Here is a 15,728-nt window from a genome sequence, read left to right on the forward strand (position 1 = left end):
GGAGAACATTATGGCGACTGAAAATGATTGGTTTATGAAGCAGGTTAAAGGTGTAGCCGACATGATTGGTACAACTTTGCGCCTACGGATTCAAAATTTAGATTTGGGGCAGTATGAGGATGAGGAAGGAAGTCTCATCAATGGGGCTCACTATCTTCAGCAAGTTCTAGAAGAGCAGCGATTTGCAGAGGCCATTTCTTTTGTTGAAGAGCAGATGAAACGCCTACCTCTTCATCAGTATGATCTATTGGTTGATTGGCTGATTTCCTACTTAAGACAATTAGATGTTTCCGTGAAAGAAGATCAAGGATTCTACGAAGGGTACTTGCAAGAGTTAGAAAGGCACTTAAAGGAATTTAAGTGGTAATCAGATGGAAGATTTAGGCAAAGTTTTTCGCGAATTTCGAATCAGTAAAAAATATTCATTGAAAGAAGCTGCAGGAGAAGCTTGCTCGACTTCCCAATTATCCCGTTTTGAATTGGGGGAGTCGGATCTGGCTGCTTCGCGCTTCTTTGACATTTTGGACAATATCCATGTGACGATTGAGAATTTTATGGATAAGGCCAGAAATTTTCAACACCATGAGCATGTAGCTTTGATGGCTCAGATTATTCCGCTTTACTATTCAAATGATATCGCAGGTTTTCAAAAGCTTCAAAGAGAACAACTTGAAAAGGCTAAAGGTTCGATCAATCCCCTCTATTTTGAGCTGAACTGGATCCTGCTACAAGGGCTGATTTGCCAGAGAGATGCCAGCTACACGATGAAGCAGCGTGATCTGGATAAGGTGGCGGATTATCTCTTTCAAACGGAAGAGTGGACCATGTACGAGTTGATCCTCTTTGGCAATCTCTACAGCTTTTATGAGGTGGACTATGTCACACGGCTTGGGAGAGAAGTGATGGAGCGTGAAGATTTCTACAAGGAAATTGGTCGCCATCGAAAACTAGTCTTGATTCTAGCTCTCAATTGCTACCAGCATTGTTTAGAACACCGTTCTTTTGAAAATGCCAGCTATTTTGAAGCCTATGTAGAAAAGATTATCGGGAAGAGCATCAAACTCTACGAACGCAATATCTTTCATTACCTTATGGGATTTGCTCTGTATCAGAAGGGCAGAAAAGAAGAAGGGCAGAAGCAAATGCAGGAATCCATGCATATTTTTGATGTACTAGGACTGCCAGAGCAGGTAGCCTATTATCAAGAACACTTTGATAAATTTGTAAAAAATGAATGTTCCTAAATAGGAGAGATAAAGGAGATTTTATGAACCGACATGCGGTCCAATTAATTAGTCGTGGAGCTATTAACAAAATTGGAAATATGCTCTATGATTATGGGAATAGTGTCTGGCTGGCCTCGATGGGGACTATAGGAAAGACGGTATTAGGGATCTATCAAATTTCTGAGTTAGTGACAGGGATCCTCGTGAATCCTTTTGGAGGGGTGATTTCAGACCGTTTTTCTCGTCGCAAGATTTTGATGACGACCGACTTGGTTTGTGGTCTCCTTTGTATGGCGATTTCTTTTATCAGAAATGATCGTTGGATGATTGCGGCCCTGATTTTTGCCAATATTATTCAGGCCATTGCCTTTGGTTTTTCTCGACCTGCCAATAAAGCTATTATCACAGAGGTTGTTGAGAAAGATGAGATTGTGACCTATAATGCTCACCTGGAGTTGGTCTTACAGGTTGTTAGTGTCAGTTCACCTGTTTTTTCTTTCCTAGTTCTACAATTTGCCAGTCTTCATGCGACCCTCTTACTGGATGCGCTGACCTTTTTCATTGCCTTTGTCCTAGTGGCTTTCCTTCCGAAAGAAGAAGCTAAGGTTCAAGAGAGGAAACAGTTTACCGGGAAAGATATTTTTTCGGATATGAAATATGGACTAAACTATATCTGGCATCAGAAAGAGATTTTCTTTCTCTTATTGGTGGCTTCTAGCGTCAATTTCTTTTTTGCGGCTTTTGAATTTTTACTCCCATTTTCCAATCGACTATACGGCTTCAAAGGAGCTTATGCGACCATCTTAACATTGGGAGCTTTAGGATCTATTCTAGGAGCACTTGTTGCCAATAAAATTACATCAAGTATGAAAATTCTCCTGTTTTTACTGATCATGGCAGGGGTCGGAGTGTTCATAATGGGCTTGCCCCTTCCGCCTTATCTTTCCTTTTCAGGAAATATGATCTGTGAATTTTTTGTGACCATTTTCGACATCCACGTTTTTACACAAGTACAAACCAAGGTGGAAGATGATTATCTGGGGAGAGTCTTGAGCACGATTTATACTTTGGCTGTTCTATTTATGCCCATCGCCAAGGGTTTGATGACTTGGTTGCCAAGCGTCCGCATGGAATCATTTCTTTTTATTGGAGCTGGAGTTATTCTCTTTTCACTCTTGGCTCAGCTAGTAGATAAGCAACTTCAATCAAAAGAACAGTAGGGATCCTTTGATAAATTTGTAAAACACTAATTTTCCCAAATAGGGGACAAAATGAAAACCTCTTTCATGAACTGATACAATAGTTTCAGAAAATGAAGGAGGTTTTTTTATGAATCGACATGCAGTCCAATTAATTGCTCGTGGGGCGATCAATAGAATGGGAAATATGCTCTATGACTATGGGAATAGTGTCTGGTTGGCCTCGATGGGGACTATAGGAAAAACAGTATTGGGGATTTATCAGATTTCTGAACTTGTGACCTCCATTCTAGTTAATCCATTTGGAGGGGTGATCTCAGACCGTTTTTCCCGTCGCAAGATTTTGATGACGACCGACTTGGTGTGTGGTCTCCTTTGTTTGGCGATTTCTTTTATCAGGAACGATCGTTGGATGATTGCGGCCCTAATTGTTGCCAATATTGTTCAGGCCATTGCCTTTGCATTTTCTCGTACGGCCAACAAAGCCATTATCACTGAGGTCGTAGAGAAGGACGAGATTGTGACCTATAATGCCCGCTTGGAGTTGGTCTTACAGGTTGTCGGTGTTAGCTCACCTGTGTTCTCTTTCCTTGTTTTACAATTTGCTAGTCTCCATGCGACTCTCTTACTAGATGCGCTGACCTTTTTCATCGCCTTTGTCCTAGTAGCATTCCTTCCGAAAGAAGAAGCCAAAGCTCAAGAGAAGAAAAAATTTACAGGAAAAGATATTTTTTCGGATATCAAGGATGGATTGCACTATATCTGGCATCAGAAAGAGATTTTTTTCCTCCTCTTGGTTGCGTCTAGCGTCAATTTCTTTTTTGCAGCCTTTGAGTTTTTGCTTCCTTTTTCCAATCGCCTTTACGGAGTAAAGGGTGCTTATGCGACCATTTTAACGTTAGGAGCTATTGGTTCCATCATCGGAGCCTTGATCGCCAATAAATTTAAATCAAGCATGGAGATGCTTCTCTTCTTATTGATTTTAACAGGAGTAGGAGTCTTCATGATGGGCTTGCCCCTTTCGCCTCTTCTTTCCTTTTCTGGAAATTTAGTCTGTGAACTCTTTATGACAATTTTTAATATTCACTTTTTTACTCAGGTTCAAACCAAGGTGGAGGGCGACTATCTGGGCAGGGTCTTAAGCACCATTTTTACATTGGCCATTCTCTTTATGCCCATCGCTAAAGGCTTGATGACCTGGTTACCAAGTGTTCGAGTAGAATCCTTTCTCCTGATTGGAGCTGGCGTCATCCTTTTTTCACTCCTAGCTCAAGTAGTCGCCAAGCACCTACAAGCAAAAAATCATTAGAACAACATGAAAAAAGCACCGATTGGTGCTTTTTAGTTTTCGATTTGTTTGATTTTTTCTTCTTTATCACCTGACATCTTTTGTCCTAGTTGTTTTTTCGCAGTTTTTAACTCATGTTTTAATGAGAAATTTTTTGGAAGGCTGACTAAGAAAGTCACCAGCGAACCAAGAAGGACACAAACCAGAATCAAAATGATGAGCGGGAGTTTAAATTGGACCAGCAAAAAGTTTACAGTCACCGTTTGCATATTGGCCAAGGAAATAATCGCAATAAGCAAGACTGCAATCAGTAGTGCAACATATTGTAGTTTTCGTTTATTCATTTTGTCTCCCTATTCTTCTATTTCAGCTTTGCTTTTCACATCAGCGTATTCTTCTGCTTTTTCAAGGCTTAAGATATCATTGTAAGTCGCTAAGACGATGTCTTGTCCATATTTTTTCTTTAGAGCTGTTGTCACCAAGCGATAGGCCAAATTGGCGTTGCGAGACAAGATAGGGCCGTGGAAGTAGCTACCAAAGACGTTTTTGTAATGAACGCCTTCGCAACCATCTTCTTTATTGTTCCCATTTCCGTAGACGACCTTGCCCAGCGGTTTTTCATCCTCTGCCAAGAAGGTCCGACCTTGGTGGTTCTCAAAACCATAGTAGGTTTCATTGAACTCTTCATTATGGATCTTGATGTCTCCAATATAGCGATTGTTGACTTGGTTGAGGGTATAGTGCCCCATAATACCAAGTCCCTCAATGCGTTTACCAGAAGCTTCAATATAGTACTGGCCTAGAAGCTGAAATCCACCACAGATAGCAAGGACCACCCCATCGTTATGAATGAAGCGTTCGATGTCTTCTTTTTTATCTGGTAGATCTTCTGATACAATGGTCTGTTCGTAGTCTTGGCCTCCACCGAAAAAGGCAATATCGTAGGTGTCTGGATCAAAGCGGTCTTTGAGCGAAACGATGTCAACAGTGACATGAGCACCAAGTTTCTCCGCAACGTACTTGAGCATGAGGATATTTCCATTGTCCCCATAAGTATTCATCAGATTCCCATAAAGATGGGCAATTCTCAATTCATATTGGTAGTTTTCCTGATCAGGGGATTGTAGTGAAGTATACGTCATTAATTCATCTCCTTTTCAATCAGGTGTTCTTGAGCTAGCAATTCACGGAATTCTAGCATGGCCGTATAGGTGGCTAAAATATAGGCGTGAGGAGTAGCCTGTCCTTTAATCTGGGTAAAGACATCCTCTAATTTTGCATTTTCAGTAATCTGGTCAGCCGGATAGCCTGTAACCCGAAGTCGTCGAGCAATTTCTGAGTGGCGTACCCCACCGGCGTTGATTTCTGGAATGTCCATCTGGGTGATTTGCTCAAAGTCGGCATCCCAGATCCAGCTGGTATCAATCCCATCTGCATAGTTGGCGTTGAGAAGAACGGACAAACTGAAGGGATACGGCGCTAGTTTGATCATTTCAATAGCCTGAGTAGCTCCAACCGGGTTTTTGATCAGGATTAGGGTACATTCTTTATCCCCAATCTTAAAGGTTTCCTGACGACCAAAGACAGCCTTACTCTTATCGAAACCACGCTTAATGACGTCTGGGCTTACATCAAAATAATGGGCCACCGCAACTGCAGCAAGGGCGTTGTAAATATTGTATAGGCCCCCGATATTGATGTGGTAGTTTGTACCGTTGATCTTAAAGTGAGAAGAAGTATTGGTCAGCTCGGTCAATTCATCGACAGCGACTGTTAAAGGAGGACGGTGGAAGCCACAGCTTTCACAAATGTAATCTCCCAGATTCGCATAGGTATTCAAGTGGTAGGTCAAGATTCTATGACATTCTGGGCAGACGATACCTTCTGTATTGTAATGAGCTAGCTGTGGAGCAGTTTTTTCCGTCTCAAAGCCAAAATATTGAATGGGATTTGGTAGGGGAAGGGTATGGAAAAGAGGACTATCCCCATTCATCAAAACAGTTGCTTGAGGCGCTTTTTTAATCCCATCTAAAATCATCCGATAAGTTGTGTAGATTTCTCCGTAGCGGTCCATTTGATCGCGGAAGATATTGGTGATCACAAACAAGGTCGGTGTGATGTAGTCACAAATCCGAGACAGACTGGCTTCATCAATTTCAAGAACAGCGATCGGACGACCAGAAGAACCTTTTGCGTTCAAGAAAGTAGTCGTAATCCCTGAAATCATATTGGCACCACTAGGATTGGTCACGATAGGTCCGAAAGCCTCCTGAAGAATCCCAACAGTGAGAGCTGTTGTTAGTGTTTTCCCATTCGTACCAGTGATAACCACAATTTCGTAGTTCTGGCCCAGATGTTGTAAAATGTCTTTATCAATTTGAAGGGCGATTTTTCCGGGAAGGGTAGAGCCACGTCCAAGCATACGCAAGAGGTGACTGCTCATTTTTCCGGCGATAAGCCCCATACTAGTCTTAATCTTCATAATTCATATTTTATCACAAAAAGCAACAGAAGGTTACAGAAAAATCTGTTGAAACATGATATAATGATGTGGAGTGGTTTGAACGCGCTATCCATTTTCTAGAAGCTCTGCTGTTGCCAGTAAGTATCTACAATGGTTAGTCGCGCGAAAAGCCTAGAAGAGAAGTGGTAGGTATGAGATTGTGAACATCCAACAACTGTCAAATCCCCAGTATTGGGCTAGTTTATTTCCCACTCCCTGGAGTGTGGTTGTCAACCTTATTGACATTGCCCTAGTGGCTTGGTTACTGTATTATTTTATCAAAGCCATTGTCGGCACTAAAATTATGATTTTGGTGCGTGGTGTTTTGACCTTTTTCTTATTTGAGTTAGTTGCCAATATGATTGGCTTGACGACCATTTCTTGGTTGATTAACCAAATCATCACATACGGGGTCATTGCTGCGGTAGTGATTTTCTCTCCGGAAATTCGGACGGGATTAGAACGATTAGGTCGAGCCACTGAATTTTTCTCAACCAATCAAATTAGTACTGAAGAAAAATTGGTTCAATCTTATGTAAAAGCGGTTGCTTATATGAGCCCTCGGAAGATTGGTGCCTTGGTTGCGATTCAAGGAAGTAGAACCCTTCAAGAATATATTTCTACTGGTATTCCCCTTGATGCAGATGTTTCGGGTGAACTTCTGATTAATATTTTTATCCCCAACACCCCGCTTCACGATGGGGCAGTGATTGTCACCAATGATAAAATTGCTGTATCTTGTGCCTATCTCCCCTTAACAGAAAGTACTGGGATTTCAAAAGAGTTCGGTACACGGCACCGGGCAGCCATCGGCTTATCCGAGGTAAGTGATGCCTTCACCTTTGTTATTTCGGAAGAAACAGGTGGTATCTCTATAACGAGAAATGGAAGTTTTAGACACAACCTCAGTATCGAAGAATTCGAACAAGAGTTGCGTTCTTTCATTATTCCAGAAGATCAAGGAAAAAAAGATTTGAAATCAAGAATTTTTGGAGGACGTATCAAATGATTCCAAAAAGAAAAATTGTCTATATCGTGACCTCCGTCTTTTTCTCAAGTCTCTTATTCATCAATGCAACCTCTGTTAATTTCCAGAATAACAGTAGTGCCCGTCAAGTGAGTTCTGAAACTTACACCAATACTCTTACCAATATTCCGATTGATGTAAAATACAACGATAGTAAATATTTTGTCAGTGGGATTAGTTCAGAAGTGACAGTCTTTCTGAAAGGATCTAACCGTGTTGCCTTAGCATCAGAGATGCAGGCTAGTACTCGTAAATTTAAAGTGGTTGCTGATTTAAGTGATCTGAAAGAAGGCCAGCATGAAATCACATTAAATATTGAAGGCTTACCTTCTGGTTTAACAGCAACCATCGAGCCTCAGAGGGTAACTGCAAAAATTGGTAAGAAGATGACGAAAAAGTTTGATGTTTCCGTCACTATACCTGATAAACAGATTGCTCCAGGGTGGAGTCTCTCACATGTTACTTTCTCTGAAGATGAAGTATCTGTGACAAGTGACCAAGATACTTTAGCTAAAATTGATCATGTGGAAGCCATCTTCCCTGAAGGAGATCTCTTGAACAATACCTACACTGCAACCGTATCAATGAAGGCAGTAGATAGTGAAGGGAATGATTTACCAGTCATTATCTCTCCATCAGAACTCTACATGAAGGTTGAGCTGAAACAAACAAGTTCCAGCTCTTCATCGACCAGTTCTTCATCACATAATAGCAATTAATATAGATTCATCGAAAGGAATATCATAATGGGTAAATATTTTGGAACGGACGGAGTCCGTGGAGAAGCAAACGTCGAATTGATGCCAGAGTTGGCCTTTAAGCTCGGTCGATACGGAGGTTATGTCCTCAGTCAACATGAAAAAGAAACTCCACTTGTTTTCGTAGGACGAGATACACGTATTTCTGGTGAAATGTTAGAAAGTGCTCTCGTAGCAGGTCTCCTATCTGTAGGGATTAAAGTTTATAAACTCGGTGTCATCGCGACACCAGGTGTAGCTTATTTGGTTCGTTCTGAAGGGGCAAGTGCTGGGGTCATGATTTCTGCCAGTCATAATCCAGCTCTAGACAATGGAATCAAATTTTTTGGGAATGACGGCTATAAACTGGATGATGACCGTGAATTAGAGATAGAAGCCTTATTGGATGCGGAGTCTGATACTCTCCCTCGTCCAAGTGCGGAAGGTCTTGGAACCGTGATGGATTATCCAGAAGGACTTCGTAAGTATCAAGAATACTTAGTTTCAACTGGAACCCAGCTGGAAGGAATGCACGTAGCTCTTGATGCTGCGAATGGTTCCGCATCTACAAGTGCCCGTCAAGTCTTTGCTGACCTAGGAGCACGTTTGACAGTTATTGGCGAAAGCCCAAATGGTCTCAATATCAATGACCAAGTAGGTTCAACCCATCCTGAGGCTTTGCAAGAGGCTGTCCGAGAATCTGGTGCGGCTATTGGTTTGGCTTTTGATGGTGATAGTGACCGTTTGATTGCAGTTGATGAAAATGGGGACCTAGTGGATGGTGATAAAATCATGTACATCATTGGGACTTATCTTTCTGATAAGGGCCTCTTAAAAGATAACACCATCGTAACGACCGTCATGTCTAATCTAGGTTTCCATAAGGCTTTGGATGCCAAGGGGATTAACAAGGTTGTGACTGCTGTTGGAGACCGCTATGTGGTGGAAGAGATGCGGAAGTCTGGTTACAATCTAGGTGGTGAACAGTCTGGTCACGTGATTGTCATGGACTACAATACCACTGGAGATGGTCAGATGAGTGCCGTTCAATTGACCAAGATTATGCAAGAAACTGGTCGTACATTATCAGACCTTGCATCAGAAGTTACCATCTATCCTCAAAAATTGGTCAATATCCGTGTTGAAAACAGCATGAAGGACAAGGCTATGGAAGTACCTGCCATTCGTGCGATTATTGAGAAGATGGAAGCTGAAATGGCTGGAAATGGTCGCATCTTAGTGCGTCCAAGTGGTACCGAACCTCTTCTCCGTGTCATGGCAGAAGCACCAACCCATGAAGAAGTAGACTACTATGTGGATACCATTGCTACAGTAGTCAAAGATGAAATTGGTCTTGAAGTTTAAATAATATAAGTAAACTTTCTAAAATAGAGTTTGAAAGGTTGGCTGAAAAAATACGTTGAATGATGAGGCCCATAGCCCTCATGACAACAGTTCTCTTTTCAATTACTTTTGTTCAAGCCATTCAAGCAGGAAACACCCTGATCTTGGCTTATCCTAAAGAAATAACTTTAATATCATCGTTTTTAAAAGGCTGGAATTTTCCAGTCTTTTTTGTTAGTTAGATGAAAAGGGATTTGAACAAGTGTGGATGTTTAAAAAAATATTTCATCCAATAGTCCTCTTTCGTATAGAGGTGGATGTTTGAAAAATGCCCTTATTCGTGGTAAAATAGGGCTAATGAATTTATTGTAATTGAGGTAAAAAACGTGGCTTTTGGAGACAACGGAAAACGCAAAAAAACTTTCTTTGAAAAATTGACCATGGTGGTCATTGTAATTATGTTGATTGTAACGGTTGGAGCAATCTTTGCTGCAGCTTTGGGTGCACTATCCTACTAAGGGACTACCAAGCAACACTTGGTTATAAAAGGAAAACGATAAACTATGAGTATGTTTTTAGATACAGCCAAGATTAAGGTCAAGGCTGGAAATGGCGGCGATGGCATGGTGGCCTTTCGCCGTGAAAAGTATGTTCCCAATGGCGGCCCTTGGGGTGGTGATGGTGGACGAGGAGGCAATGTCATCTTCGTTGTAGACGAAGGTTTGCGCACGCTGATGGACTTCCGCTATAACCGGCATTTCAAAGCCCAAAATGGGGAAAAGGGAATGACCAAAGGAATGCACGGACGGGGAGCAGAAGATCTCTATGTACGAGTTCCCCAAGGAACGACTGTCCGAGATGCTGAGACAGGCAAGGTCATTACCGACTTGGTTGAAAATGGGCAAGAGTACATTGTTGCCCATGGTGGACGTGGAGGACGCGGAAATATCCGTTTTGCCACTCCTAAAAATCCAGCACCTGAGATTTCAGAAAATGGGGAACCTGGTCAGGAACGCGAACTCGAATTAGAACTCAAAGTCTTGGCAGACGTTGGCTTGGTTGGCTTCCCATCAGTAGGAAAATCAACTCTTCTCAGTGTGATTACATCTGCCAAACCAAAAATCGGAGCCTATCATTTTACAACTATCGTTCCAAACTTGGGGATGGTTCGGACGCCGTCAGGTGAATCCTTTGCAGTCGCAGACCTTCCTGGATTGATCGAAGGAGCTAGCCAAGGGGTCGGGTTAGGAACCCAGTTCCTTCGTCACATCGAGCGCACCCGTGTTATCTTGCATATCATCGATATGTCAGCCAGTGAAGGACGAGATCCTTATGAAGATTACATTCAAATCAACAAAGAGCTTGAAACATATAATCTTCGCTTGATGGAACGTCCTCAGATTATCGTGGCGAATAAGATGGATATGCCAGAGAGCCAGGAAAATTTGAAAGAGTTCAAGAAAAAATTGGCGGCCAACTACGACGAGTTTGATGAACTGCCACAAATCTTCCCAATCTCTAGTTTAGCGCATCAAGGTTTGGACAACTTGTTAGAAGCAACAGCAGACTTGTTAGACAAAACACCAGAATTCTTGCTCTATACAGAAGAAGATATGGCGCAAGAAGAAGTCTACTACGGCTTTGATGAGGACCAACCAGCCTTCAAGATTAATCGTGATGATGATGCTTCTTGGATCTTGTCCGGTGATAAGCTAGAGAAGCTCTTCAATATGACCAATTTTGATCGCGACGAGTCTGTCATGAAGTTTGCGCGTCAATTGCGCGGAATGGGTGTCGATGAAGCCCTTCGTGCGCGTGGTGCCAAAGACGGAGATATCGTTCGGATCGGTAAATTTGAATTTGAATTTGTTGACTAGTTAGAGCTAAAGAGGAGAAGAAGATGGGAGATAAACCTATATCCTTTCGTGATAAAGACGGAAATTTTGTCTCTGCTGCAGACGTTTGGAATGCAGAAAAATTGGAAGAACTCTTTAATAAGCTGAATCCCAAACGTAAGTTACGCTTAGAACGGGAAAAATTAGCAGCATCCAGTGAAAATTAGGAATCAGGAGAAGAAAATGGCAAAAACAATTCACACAGACAAAGCACCGGCAGCAATTGGACCTTATGTTCAAGGAAAAATTGTGGGCAATCTTTTATTTGCAAGTGGGCAAGTTCCGCTTTCACCAGAAACAGGTGAAATTGTTGGAGAAACCATCCAAGAACAAACCCAGCAAGTGTTGAAGAATATTGCTGCTATCCTTGAGGAAGCTGGAACGAACTTTGATCACGTGGTTAAAACAACCTGTTTCTTAAGTGATATGAATGATTTTGTCCCTTTTAACGAGGTATACAAAACAGCATTTTCAAGTGAATTTCCAGCACGTTCTGCAGTAGAAGTGGCTCGCTTGCCACGCGATGTCAAAGTTGAAATTGAAGTCATTGCAGAAGTATAGTCTGAATAGAGGAATGCATTCGGGAAATAAGAATGCTGGAGTGAGAGCCATCGACTGACCAACTGGAAAGATGATGGTCTCCTCCTTTTTTGTAAGGAAAAGGTGATTAGGATGACAGATACAGAAAAAACAATTCAACTGGTCATTGTGACAGGAATGAGTGGTGCAGGAAAGACTGTAGCCATTCAATCCTTTGAAGATATGGGGTATTTCACCATCGACAATATGCCACCAGCTCTCTTGCCGAAATTTATTGAGCTGATTCAACTGTCGATGGACAATAATAAGTTGGCTCTCGTAGTGGATATGCGGAGCCGGTCTTTCTTCGCAGAAATTCGCTCCATTTTGGACGAATTAGAGAACCACGAAGGGATTGATTTTAAAATTCTCTTTTTGGATGCGACCGATAGTGAATTGGTTGCTCGCTACAAAGAGACTCGTCGTAGCCATCCACTGGCTGCTGATGGGCGTGTCTTGGATGGGATTACGTTGGAACGGGAACTTTTGGCTCCACTTAAAAACATGAGTCAAAATGTCATTGATACGACAGAACTAACTCCTCGTAATCTTCGAAAAGTTATTGCTGAACAATTCTCCAGACAAGATAGCCAGCCTGAGTTTCGGATTGAAGTCATGTCCTTTGGCTTTAAGTATGGTTTGCCTTTAGATGCGGACTTGGTCTTTGATGTTCGTTTCCTACCGAATCCTTATTACAAATCAGAGCTACGGAATCAAACTGGCTTGGATGATGATGTCTATAACTATGTTATGGACCATCAAGAAGCAGAGGAGTTTTATCGTCATCTTTACGATTTGATTGCTCCCATCTTGCCAGCATACAAACGAGAAGGAAAATCTGTTTTGACGATTGCAGTTGGTTGCACAGGTGGCCAACACCGTTCAGTAGCCTTTGCAGCTCGTCTTGGAAGGGATCTAGCGAAAGATTGGACGGTGAATATGAGTCATCGAGATAAAGACCGACGGAAGGAAACGGTGAATCGCTCATGAGAAAACCAAAGATGACCGTCATCGGAGGCGGTACAGGGATTTCCGTTATTTTGGACAGCCTTCGGAAAAAGGATGTTGAAATTACGGCTATTGTGACAGTGGCGGATGATGGGGGTAGTTCTGGGGAACTTCGAAAAAATATTCATCAATTGACACCACCAGGTGACTTGCGAAATGTACTAGTAGCCATGTCTGATATGCCTCGCTTTTATGAAAAAGTTTTTCAATACCGTTTTGCAGAAGAAGATGGGCCACTAGCTGGGCATCCTCTAGGGAATTTGATTATTGCAGGGATTTCTGAAATGCAGGGATCGACTTATAATGCCATGCAATTGCTGACTAAATTTTTCCATACGACAGGAAAAATCTATCCTTCTAGTGATACACCATTGACCCTTCATGCCGTCTTTATGGATGGGTCAGAGGTGGCTGGTGAGAGTGAAATCGCCCATCATGAGGGCATGATTGATTATGTTTATGTCACCAATACCTATAATGATGAGACGCCGAAAGCGAGTCGAAAAGTAGTAGATGCGATTTTAGAAAGTGATATGGTGATTTTAGGACCAGGTTCTCTCTTTACATCGATTCTTCCCAATCTAGTGATTGAAGAAATTGGACATGCCTTGCTTGAGACAAAAGCAGAGGTCGCTTATGTCTGCAATATCATGACCCAACGTGGGGAGACAGAACACTTTACCGATAGTGACCATGTTTCCGTCCTTCATAAACACTTGAAGAAGCCGTTTATTGATACTGTTTTAGTCAACATTGAAAAAGTCCCTCAAGAATATATGGACACGAATCGCTTTGATGAATACCTGGTTCAAGTAGAACATGATTTCGCAGGTCTAAAATCGCAGGTTCCCCGAGTTATTTCAAGCAATTTCCTTCGCTTGGAAAACGGCGGCGCCTTCCATGATGGAGAAGCTGTTGTGGATGAACTGATGCAAATTGTACAGGTGATTAAATGAGTTTTACCATTAAAGTAAAAGAAGAGCTCTTGACCCTTCACCGCTTTGAGAAAAGTGAGTTATCTGCTCTAATTAAGATGTCAGGTAGTTTGGGTCTAAGTATGGGGGGCTTAAGTTTGTCTCTGACCACGGAGAATGCTAAGATTGCCCGCCATATCTACGAATTGATTGTAGAATTTTATCAGGTCAAATCGGACATTCGTCACCACCAAAAAACCAATTTAAAAAAGAATCGCGTCTATACTGTTTCTATTGATGAAAAAGTCGAAGAGATTCTTGCAGACCTGCACTTAGCAGATTCTTTCTTTGGTATTGAGACAGGGATTGACCCAAGAATTTTAGAAGAAGATGAAGCAAGTCGAGCTTATCTGAGAGGTGCTTTCTTAGCAAGTGGGACCATCAAGGATCCGGAGTCTGGTCGCTATCAATTAGAAATTAGCTCTGTTTATTCTGATCATGCTCAGGACTTGGCCAACCTGATGCAACACTTTTTGTTAGATGCCAAGACCATCGAACGCAAAAAAGGAGTCGTCACCTATTTGCAGAGGGCAGAGGATATTATTGATTTCCTCATCTTGGTAGAAGCCAAGCAGGCTTTGGAAGAATTTGAGTCTGTCAAGGTCATGCGAGAAGCGCGCAATGATCTCAATCGAGCCAATAATGCTGAAATGGCCAATATTGCGCGGACGGTCACAGCTAGTATGAAGACCATTAACAATATCGTCAAAATCATGGATACCATCGGATTAGGTGGTCTTCCTGTCGAGCTTCAGGAAGTTGCCTATGTTCGAATCCAGAATCCCGACTATTCTATCCAGCAAATTGCGGATGCCTTGAAAACTCCCTTAACCAAAAGTGGCGTCAATCATCGCTTGCGAAAAATCAATAAGATAGCAGACGAGCTAGATGAACTATAAGAAAAAAACCTTTGAATCAGTTGATTCAAAGGTTTCTTCTTATAAGCTAGTCGAGTGGACTGGTTGAACTTTCTTGTCTGGATAAATGTAGTTTATCGCATTATTTACCGCAGTCGGAGCCTCGCCCAGACCAGTAGCAATCAAATCGATTTTTCCTTCGTAGAAGCAACAGTCGCCACAAGCGTAGATGCCTTCTCGGCTGGTCTCTTGTTTGCGGTTCACGAGGATCTTATGGCGTTGGAGGTCCAAGCCCCATTCTTTCAATTTCCCAACGGATGATTTAAAGCCATAGTTGACAAAGAGTTCATCGATGGGGAGTAATTGGGTTTCATCTGATTTAACCTTGCTAATTTCCAGATGGCTAGCATGGCCATTTTCTCCGATTAAACGGCTAGGAACATAAGGAGTTTGAATAGAGACGGACGAAGCCTTCAATTCTTCAACACTGTGTTCGAGAGCGCGGAAATTATCACGACGATGGACCAGAGTTGTCGGTGCGATTTTTTCAAAGGCTAGAGCCCAATCGACTGCTGAATCTCCTCCTCCTAGAATAGCAACTTGTTTGCCGGCATATTGTTGGATATTTGAAACATGGTAGTGAACGTTCTCGAATTCTTCAGCCCCATCCACTTCTAAAGGACGAGGTTTAAAGGCACCACCACCCATCGCAATAATAACAGCACGACTGAAATGCTGGTCTTTATTGGTTTCAATGAGGAAGTGATTCTCGTTTTTACGAATGTCCAAAACGGTTTCGTTCAGACAAATGTCAGTCTCGAATGTTTCTAATTGATCGATCAACCGTTGGGACAATTCTTCTCCAGTCAGGTTCGTAAAACCAGGGACATCCAGGATTCGTTTTTCAGGATAGAGAATAGCGGGTTGACCACCTAGTTGAGGAAGGGAATCAATCAATTTTACTTTTACTTGACGCATATGGCCATAGAAGGCAGCAAAGAGTCCTACAGGGCCTCCACCGATAATGGTAATGTCATAGATTTCAGACATGAGATCTCCTTTGTGATGTGTAACTAGTCCTATTGTATCAT

18 protein-coding genes are annotated in these 15,728 nt (G+C 42.1%); 14 read left to right on the forward strand and 4 right to left on the reverse strand.

Annotation, left to right across the window (positions count from 1 at the left end):
- Positions 1–10 precede the first annotated feature (10 nt).
- From ADF75_RS07265 to ADF75_RS07280, 4 genes are all read left to right on the forward strand, one after another.
- Positions 11–367 carry a hypothetical protein gene (locus tag ADF75_RS07265; RefSeq protein ID WP_048789657.1) on the forward strand — a complete coding sequence of 119 codons (357 nt, stop codon included), beginning with the start codon at positions 11–13 and terminating at the stop codon, positions 365–367.
- A 4-nt stretch (positions 368–371) separates the two neighbouring features.
- Entirely contained in the window at positions 372–1,244 is an 873-nt protein-coding gene (locus ADF75_RS07270) for an XRE/MutR family transcriptional regulator (RefSeq protein WP_048789658.1), read from the forward strand.
- 23 nt (positions 1,245–1,267) lie between these two features.
- Entirely contained in the window at positions 1,268–2,446 is a 1,179-nt protein-coding gene (locus tag ADF75_RS07275; RefSeq protein ID WP_048789659.1) for an MFS transporter, read from the forward strand.
- Positions 2,447–2,555: 109 nt separating this feature from the next.
- A complete protein-coding gene (locus ADF75_RS07280; RefSeq protein ID WP_048789660.1) occupies positions 2,556–3,734 on the forward strand; it encodes an MFS transporter in 1,179 nt (392 codons plus the stop codon).
- 32 nt (positions 3,735–3,766) lie between these two features.
- Here the strand turns inward: ADF75_RS07280 and ADF75_RS07285 are convergent, their stop codons facing one another.
- The 3 genes from ADF75_RS07285 to murT are packed head-to-tail and all read right to left on the reverse strand — an operon-like array spanning position 3,767 to position 6,195.
- Positions 3,767–4,057 carry a LapA family protein gene (locus tag ADF75_RS07285; RefSeq protein ID WP_048689338.1) on the reverse strand — a complete coding sequence of 97 codons (291 nt, stop codon included), beginning with the start codon at positions 4,055–4,057 and terminating at the stop codon, positions 3,767–3,769.
- Between the two features lie 9 nt (positions 4,058–4,066).
- The gene (gatD, locus tag ADF75_RS07290; RefSeq protein WP_048789661.1) at positions 4,067–4,855 is read right to left on the reverse strand and encodes a lipid II isoglutaminyl synthase subunit GatD; all 789 of its coding nucleotides are present in this window, start codon (positions 4,853–4,855) and stop codon (positions 4,067–4,069) included.
- On the reverse strand, positions 4,855–6,195 hold the full coding sequence (murT, locus tag ADF75_RS07295; RefSeq protein ID WP_048789662.1) for a lipid II isoglutaminyl synthase subunit MurT: 1,341 nt from the start codon (positions 6,193–6,195) through the stop codon (positions 4,855–4,857). The genes gatD and murT overlap by 1 nt, the downstream gene beginning before the upstream one ends.
- Before the next feature lie 181 nt (positions 6,196–6,376).
- On the opposite strand from murT, the gene cdaA reads away from it, so the two are divergent.
- The 10 genes from cdaA (at position 6,377) to whiA (ending at position 14,679) form a co-directional block, all read left to right on the forward strand.
- Positions 6,377–7,225 (forward strand): diadenylate cyclase CdaA, encoded by an 849-nt coding sequence (cdaA, locus tag ADF75_RS07300; protein WP_048789663.1) that lies wholly within the window; start codon positions 6,377–6,379, stop codon positions 7,223–7,225.
- Complete coding sequence (locus ADF75_RS07305; RefSeq protein ID WP_048689349.1) at positions 7,222–7,962, forward strand: CdaR family protein; 741 nt, start codon at positions 7,222–7,224, stop codon at positions 7,960–7,962. The genes cdaA and ADF75_RS07305 overlap by 4 nt, the downstream gene beginning before the upstream one ends.
- A gap of 27 nt (positions 7,963–7,989) precedes the next feature.
- On the forward strand, positions 7,990–9,345 hold the full coding sequence (glmM, locus tag ADF75_RS07310; protein WP_048789664.1) for a phosphoglucosamine mutase: 1,356 nt from the start codon (positions 7,990–7,992) through the stop codon (positions 9,343–9,345).
- A gap of 365 nt (positions 9,346–9,710) precedes the next feature.
- Complete coding sequence (locus ADF75_RS10050) at positions 9,711–9,842, forward strand: DUF4044 domain-containing protein (RefSeq protein ID WP_065426872.1); 132 nt, start codon at positions 9,711–9,713, stop codon at positions 9,840–9,842.
- Between the two features lie 45 nt (positions 9,843–9,887).
- A complete protein-coding gene (obgE, locus tag ADF75_RS07315) occupies positions 9,888–11,201 on the forward strand; it encodes a GTPase ObgE (protein WP_048689356.1) in 1,314 nt (437 codons plus the stop codon).
- Positions 11,202–11,224: 23 nt separating this feature from the next.
- Entirely contained in the window at positions 11,225–11,386 is a 162-nt protein-coding gene (locus ADF75_RS10560; RefSeq protein WP_006596601.1) for a hypothetical protein, read from the forward strand.
- 16 nt (positions 11,387–11,402) lie between these two features.
- On the forward strand, positions 11,403–11,780 hold the full coding sequence (locus tag ADF75_RS07325; RefSeq protein WP_048689361.1) for a RidA family protein: 378 nt from the start codon (positions 11,403–11,405) through the stop codon (positions 11,778–11,780).
- A 111-nt stretch (positions 11,781–11,891) separates the two neighbouring features.
- Positions 11,892–12,788 (forward strand): RNase adapter RapZ, encoded by an 897-nt coding sequence (gene rapZ / locus ADF75_RS07330; RefSeq protein ID WP_048689366.1) that lies wholly within the window; start codon positions 11,892–11,894, stop codon positions 12,786–12,788.
- Positions 12,785–13,762 (forward strand): YvcK family protein, encoded by a 978-nt coding sequence (locus ADF75_RS07335; protein WP_048689370.1) that lies wholly within the window; start codon positions 12,785–12,787, stop codon positions 13,760–13,762. The genes rapZ and ADF75_RS07335 overlap by 4 nt, the downstream gene beginning before the upstream one ends.
- Positions 13,759–14,679, forward strand: coding sequence for a DNA-binding protein WhiA (gene whiA / locus ADF75_RS07340; protein WP_048689373.1), 921 nt, complete (start codon positions 13,759–13,761; stop codon positions 14,677–14,679). Before ADF75_RS07335 ends, whiA begins: the two co-directional genes overlap by 4 nt.
- Before the next feature lie 39 nt (positions 14,680–14,718).
- On the opposite strand, the gene ADF75_RS07345 is transcribed toward whiA, so the two are convergent.
- On the reverse strand, positions 14,719–15,687 hold the full coding sequence (locus ADF75_RS07345) for an NAD(P)/FAD-dependent oxidoreductase (protein ID WP_048689377.1): 969 nt from the start codon (positions 15,685–15,687) through the stop codon (positions 14,719–14,721).
- Between the last annotated feature and the right edge of the window lie 41 nt (positions 15,688–15,728).

This window comes from Streptococcus sp. 1171_SSPC (assembly GCF_001069335.1).
Lineage (GTDB): Bacteria > Bacillota > Bacilli > Lactobacillales > Streptococcaceae > Streptococcus > Streptococcus xiaochunlingii.

Excerpts from the sequence above, each read along its gene's own strand:
- ADF75_RS07265 (WP_048789657.1), top strand. The coding sequence starts at position 11 with ATGGCGACTGAAAATGATTGGTTTATGAAGCAGGTTAAAGGTGTAGCC.
- ADF75_RS07270 (WP_048789658.1), top strand. The coding sequence starts at position 372 with ATGGAAGATTTAGGCAAAGTTTTTCGCGAATTTCGAATCAGTAAAAAA.
- ADF75_RS07275 (WP_048789659.1), top strand. The coding sequence starts at position 1,268 with ATGAACCGACATGCGGTCCAATTAATTAGTCGTGGAGCTATTAACAAA.
- ADF75_RS07280 (WP_048789660.1), top strand. The coding sequence starts at position 2,556 with ATGAATCGACATGCAGTCCAATTAATTGCTCGTGGGGCGATCAATAGA.
- ADF75_RS07285 (WP_048689338.1), bottom strand. The coding sequence starts at position 4,057 with ATGAATAAACGAAAACTACAATATGTTGCACTACTGATTGCAGTCTTG.
- gatD (WP_048789661.1), bottom strand. The coding sequence starts at position 4,855 with ATGACGTATACTTCACTACAATCCCCTGATCAGGAAAACTACCAATAT.
- murT (WP_048789662.1), bottom strand. The coding sequence starts at position 6,195 with ATGAAGATTAAGACTAGTATGGGGCTTATCGCCGGAAAAATGAGCAGT.
- ADF75_RS07305 (WP_048689349.1), top strand. The coding sequence starts at position 7,222 with ATGATTCCAAAAAGAAAAATTGTCTATATCGTGACCTCCGTCTTTTTC.
- glmM (WP_048789664.1), top strand. The coding sequence starts at position 7,990 with ATGGGTAAATATTTTGGAACGGACGGAGTCCGTGGAGAAGCAAACGTC.
- obgE (WP_048689356.1), top strand. The coding sequence starts at position 9,888 with ATGAGTATGTTTTTAGATACAGCCAAGATTAAGGTCAAGGCTGGAAAT.
- ADF75_RS10560 (WP_006596601.1), top strand. The coding sequence starts at position 11,225 with ATGGGAGATAAACCTATATCCTTTCGTGATAAAGACGGAAATTTTGTC.
- ADF75_RS07325 (WP_048689361.1), top strand. The coding sequence starts at position 11,403 with ATGGCAAAAACAATTCACACAGACAAAGCACCGGCAGCAATTGGACCT.
- rapZ (WP_048689366.1), top strand. The coding sequence starts at position 11,892 with ATGACAGATACAGAAAAAACAATTCAACTGGTCATTGTGACAGGAATG.
- ADF75_RS07335 (WP_048689370.1), top strand. The coding sequence starts at position 12,785 with ATGAGAAAACCAAAGATGACCGTCATCGGAGGCGGTACAGGGATTTCC.
- whiA (WP_048689373.1), top strand. The coding sequence starts at position 13,759 with ATGAGTTTTACCATTAAAGTAAAAGAAGAGCTCTTGACCCTTCACCGC.
- ADF75_RS07345 (WP_048689377.1), bottom strand. The coding sequence starts at position 15,687 with ATGTCTGAAATCTATGACATTACCATTATCGGTGGAGGCCCTGTAGGA.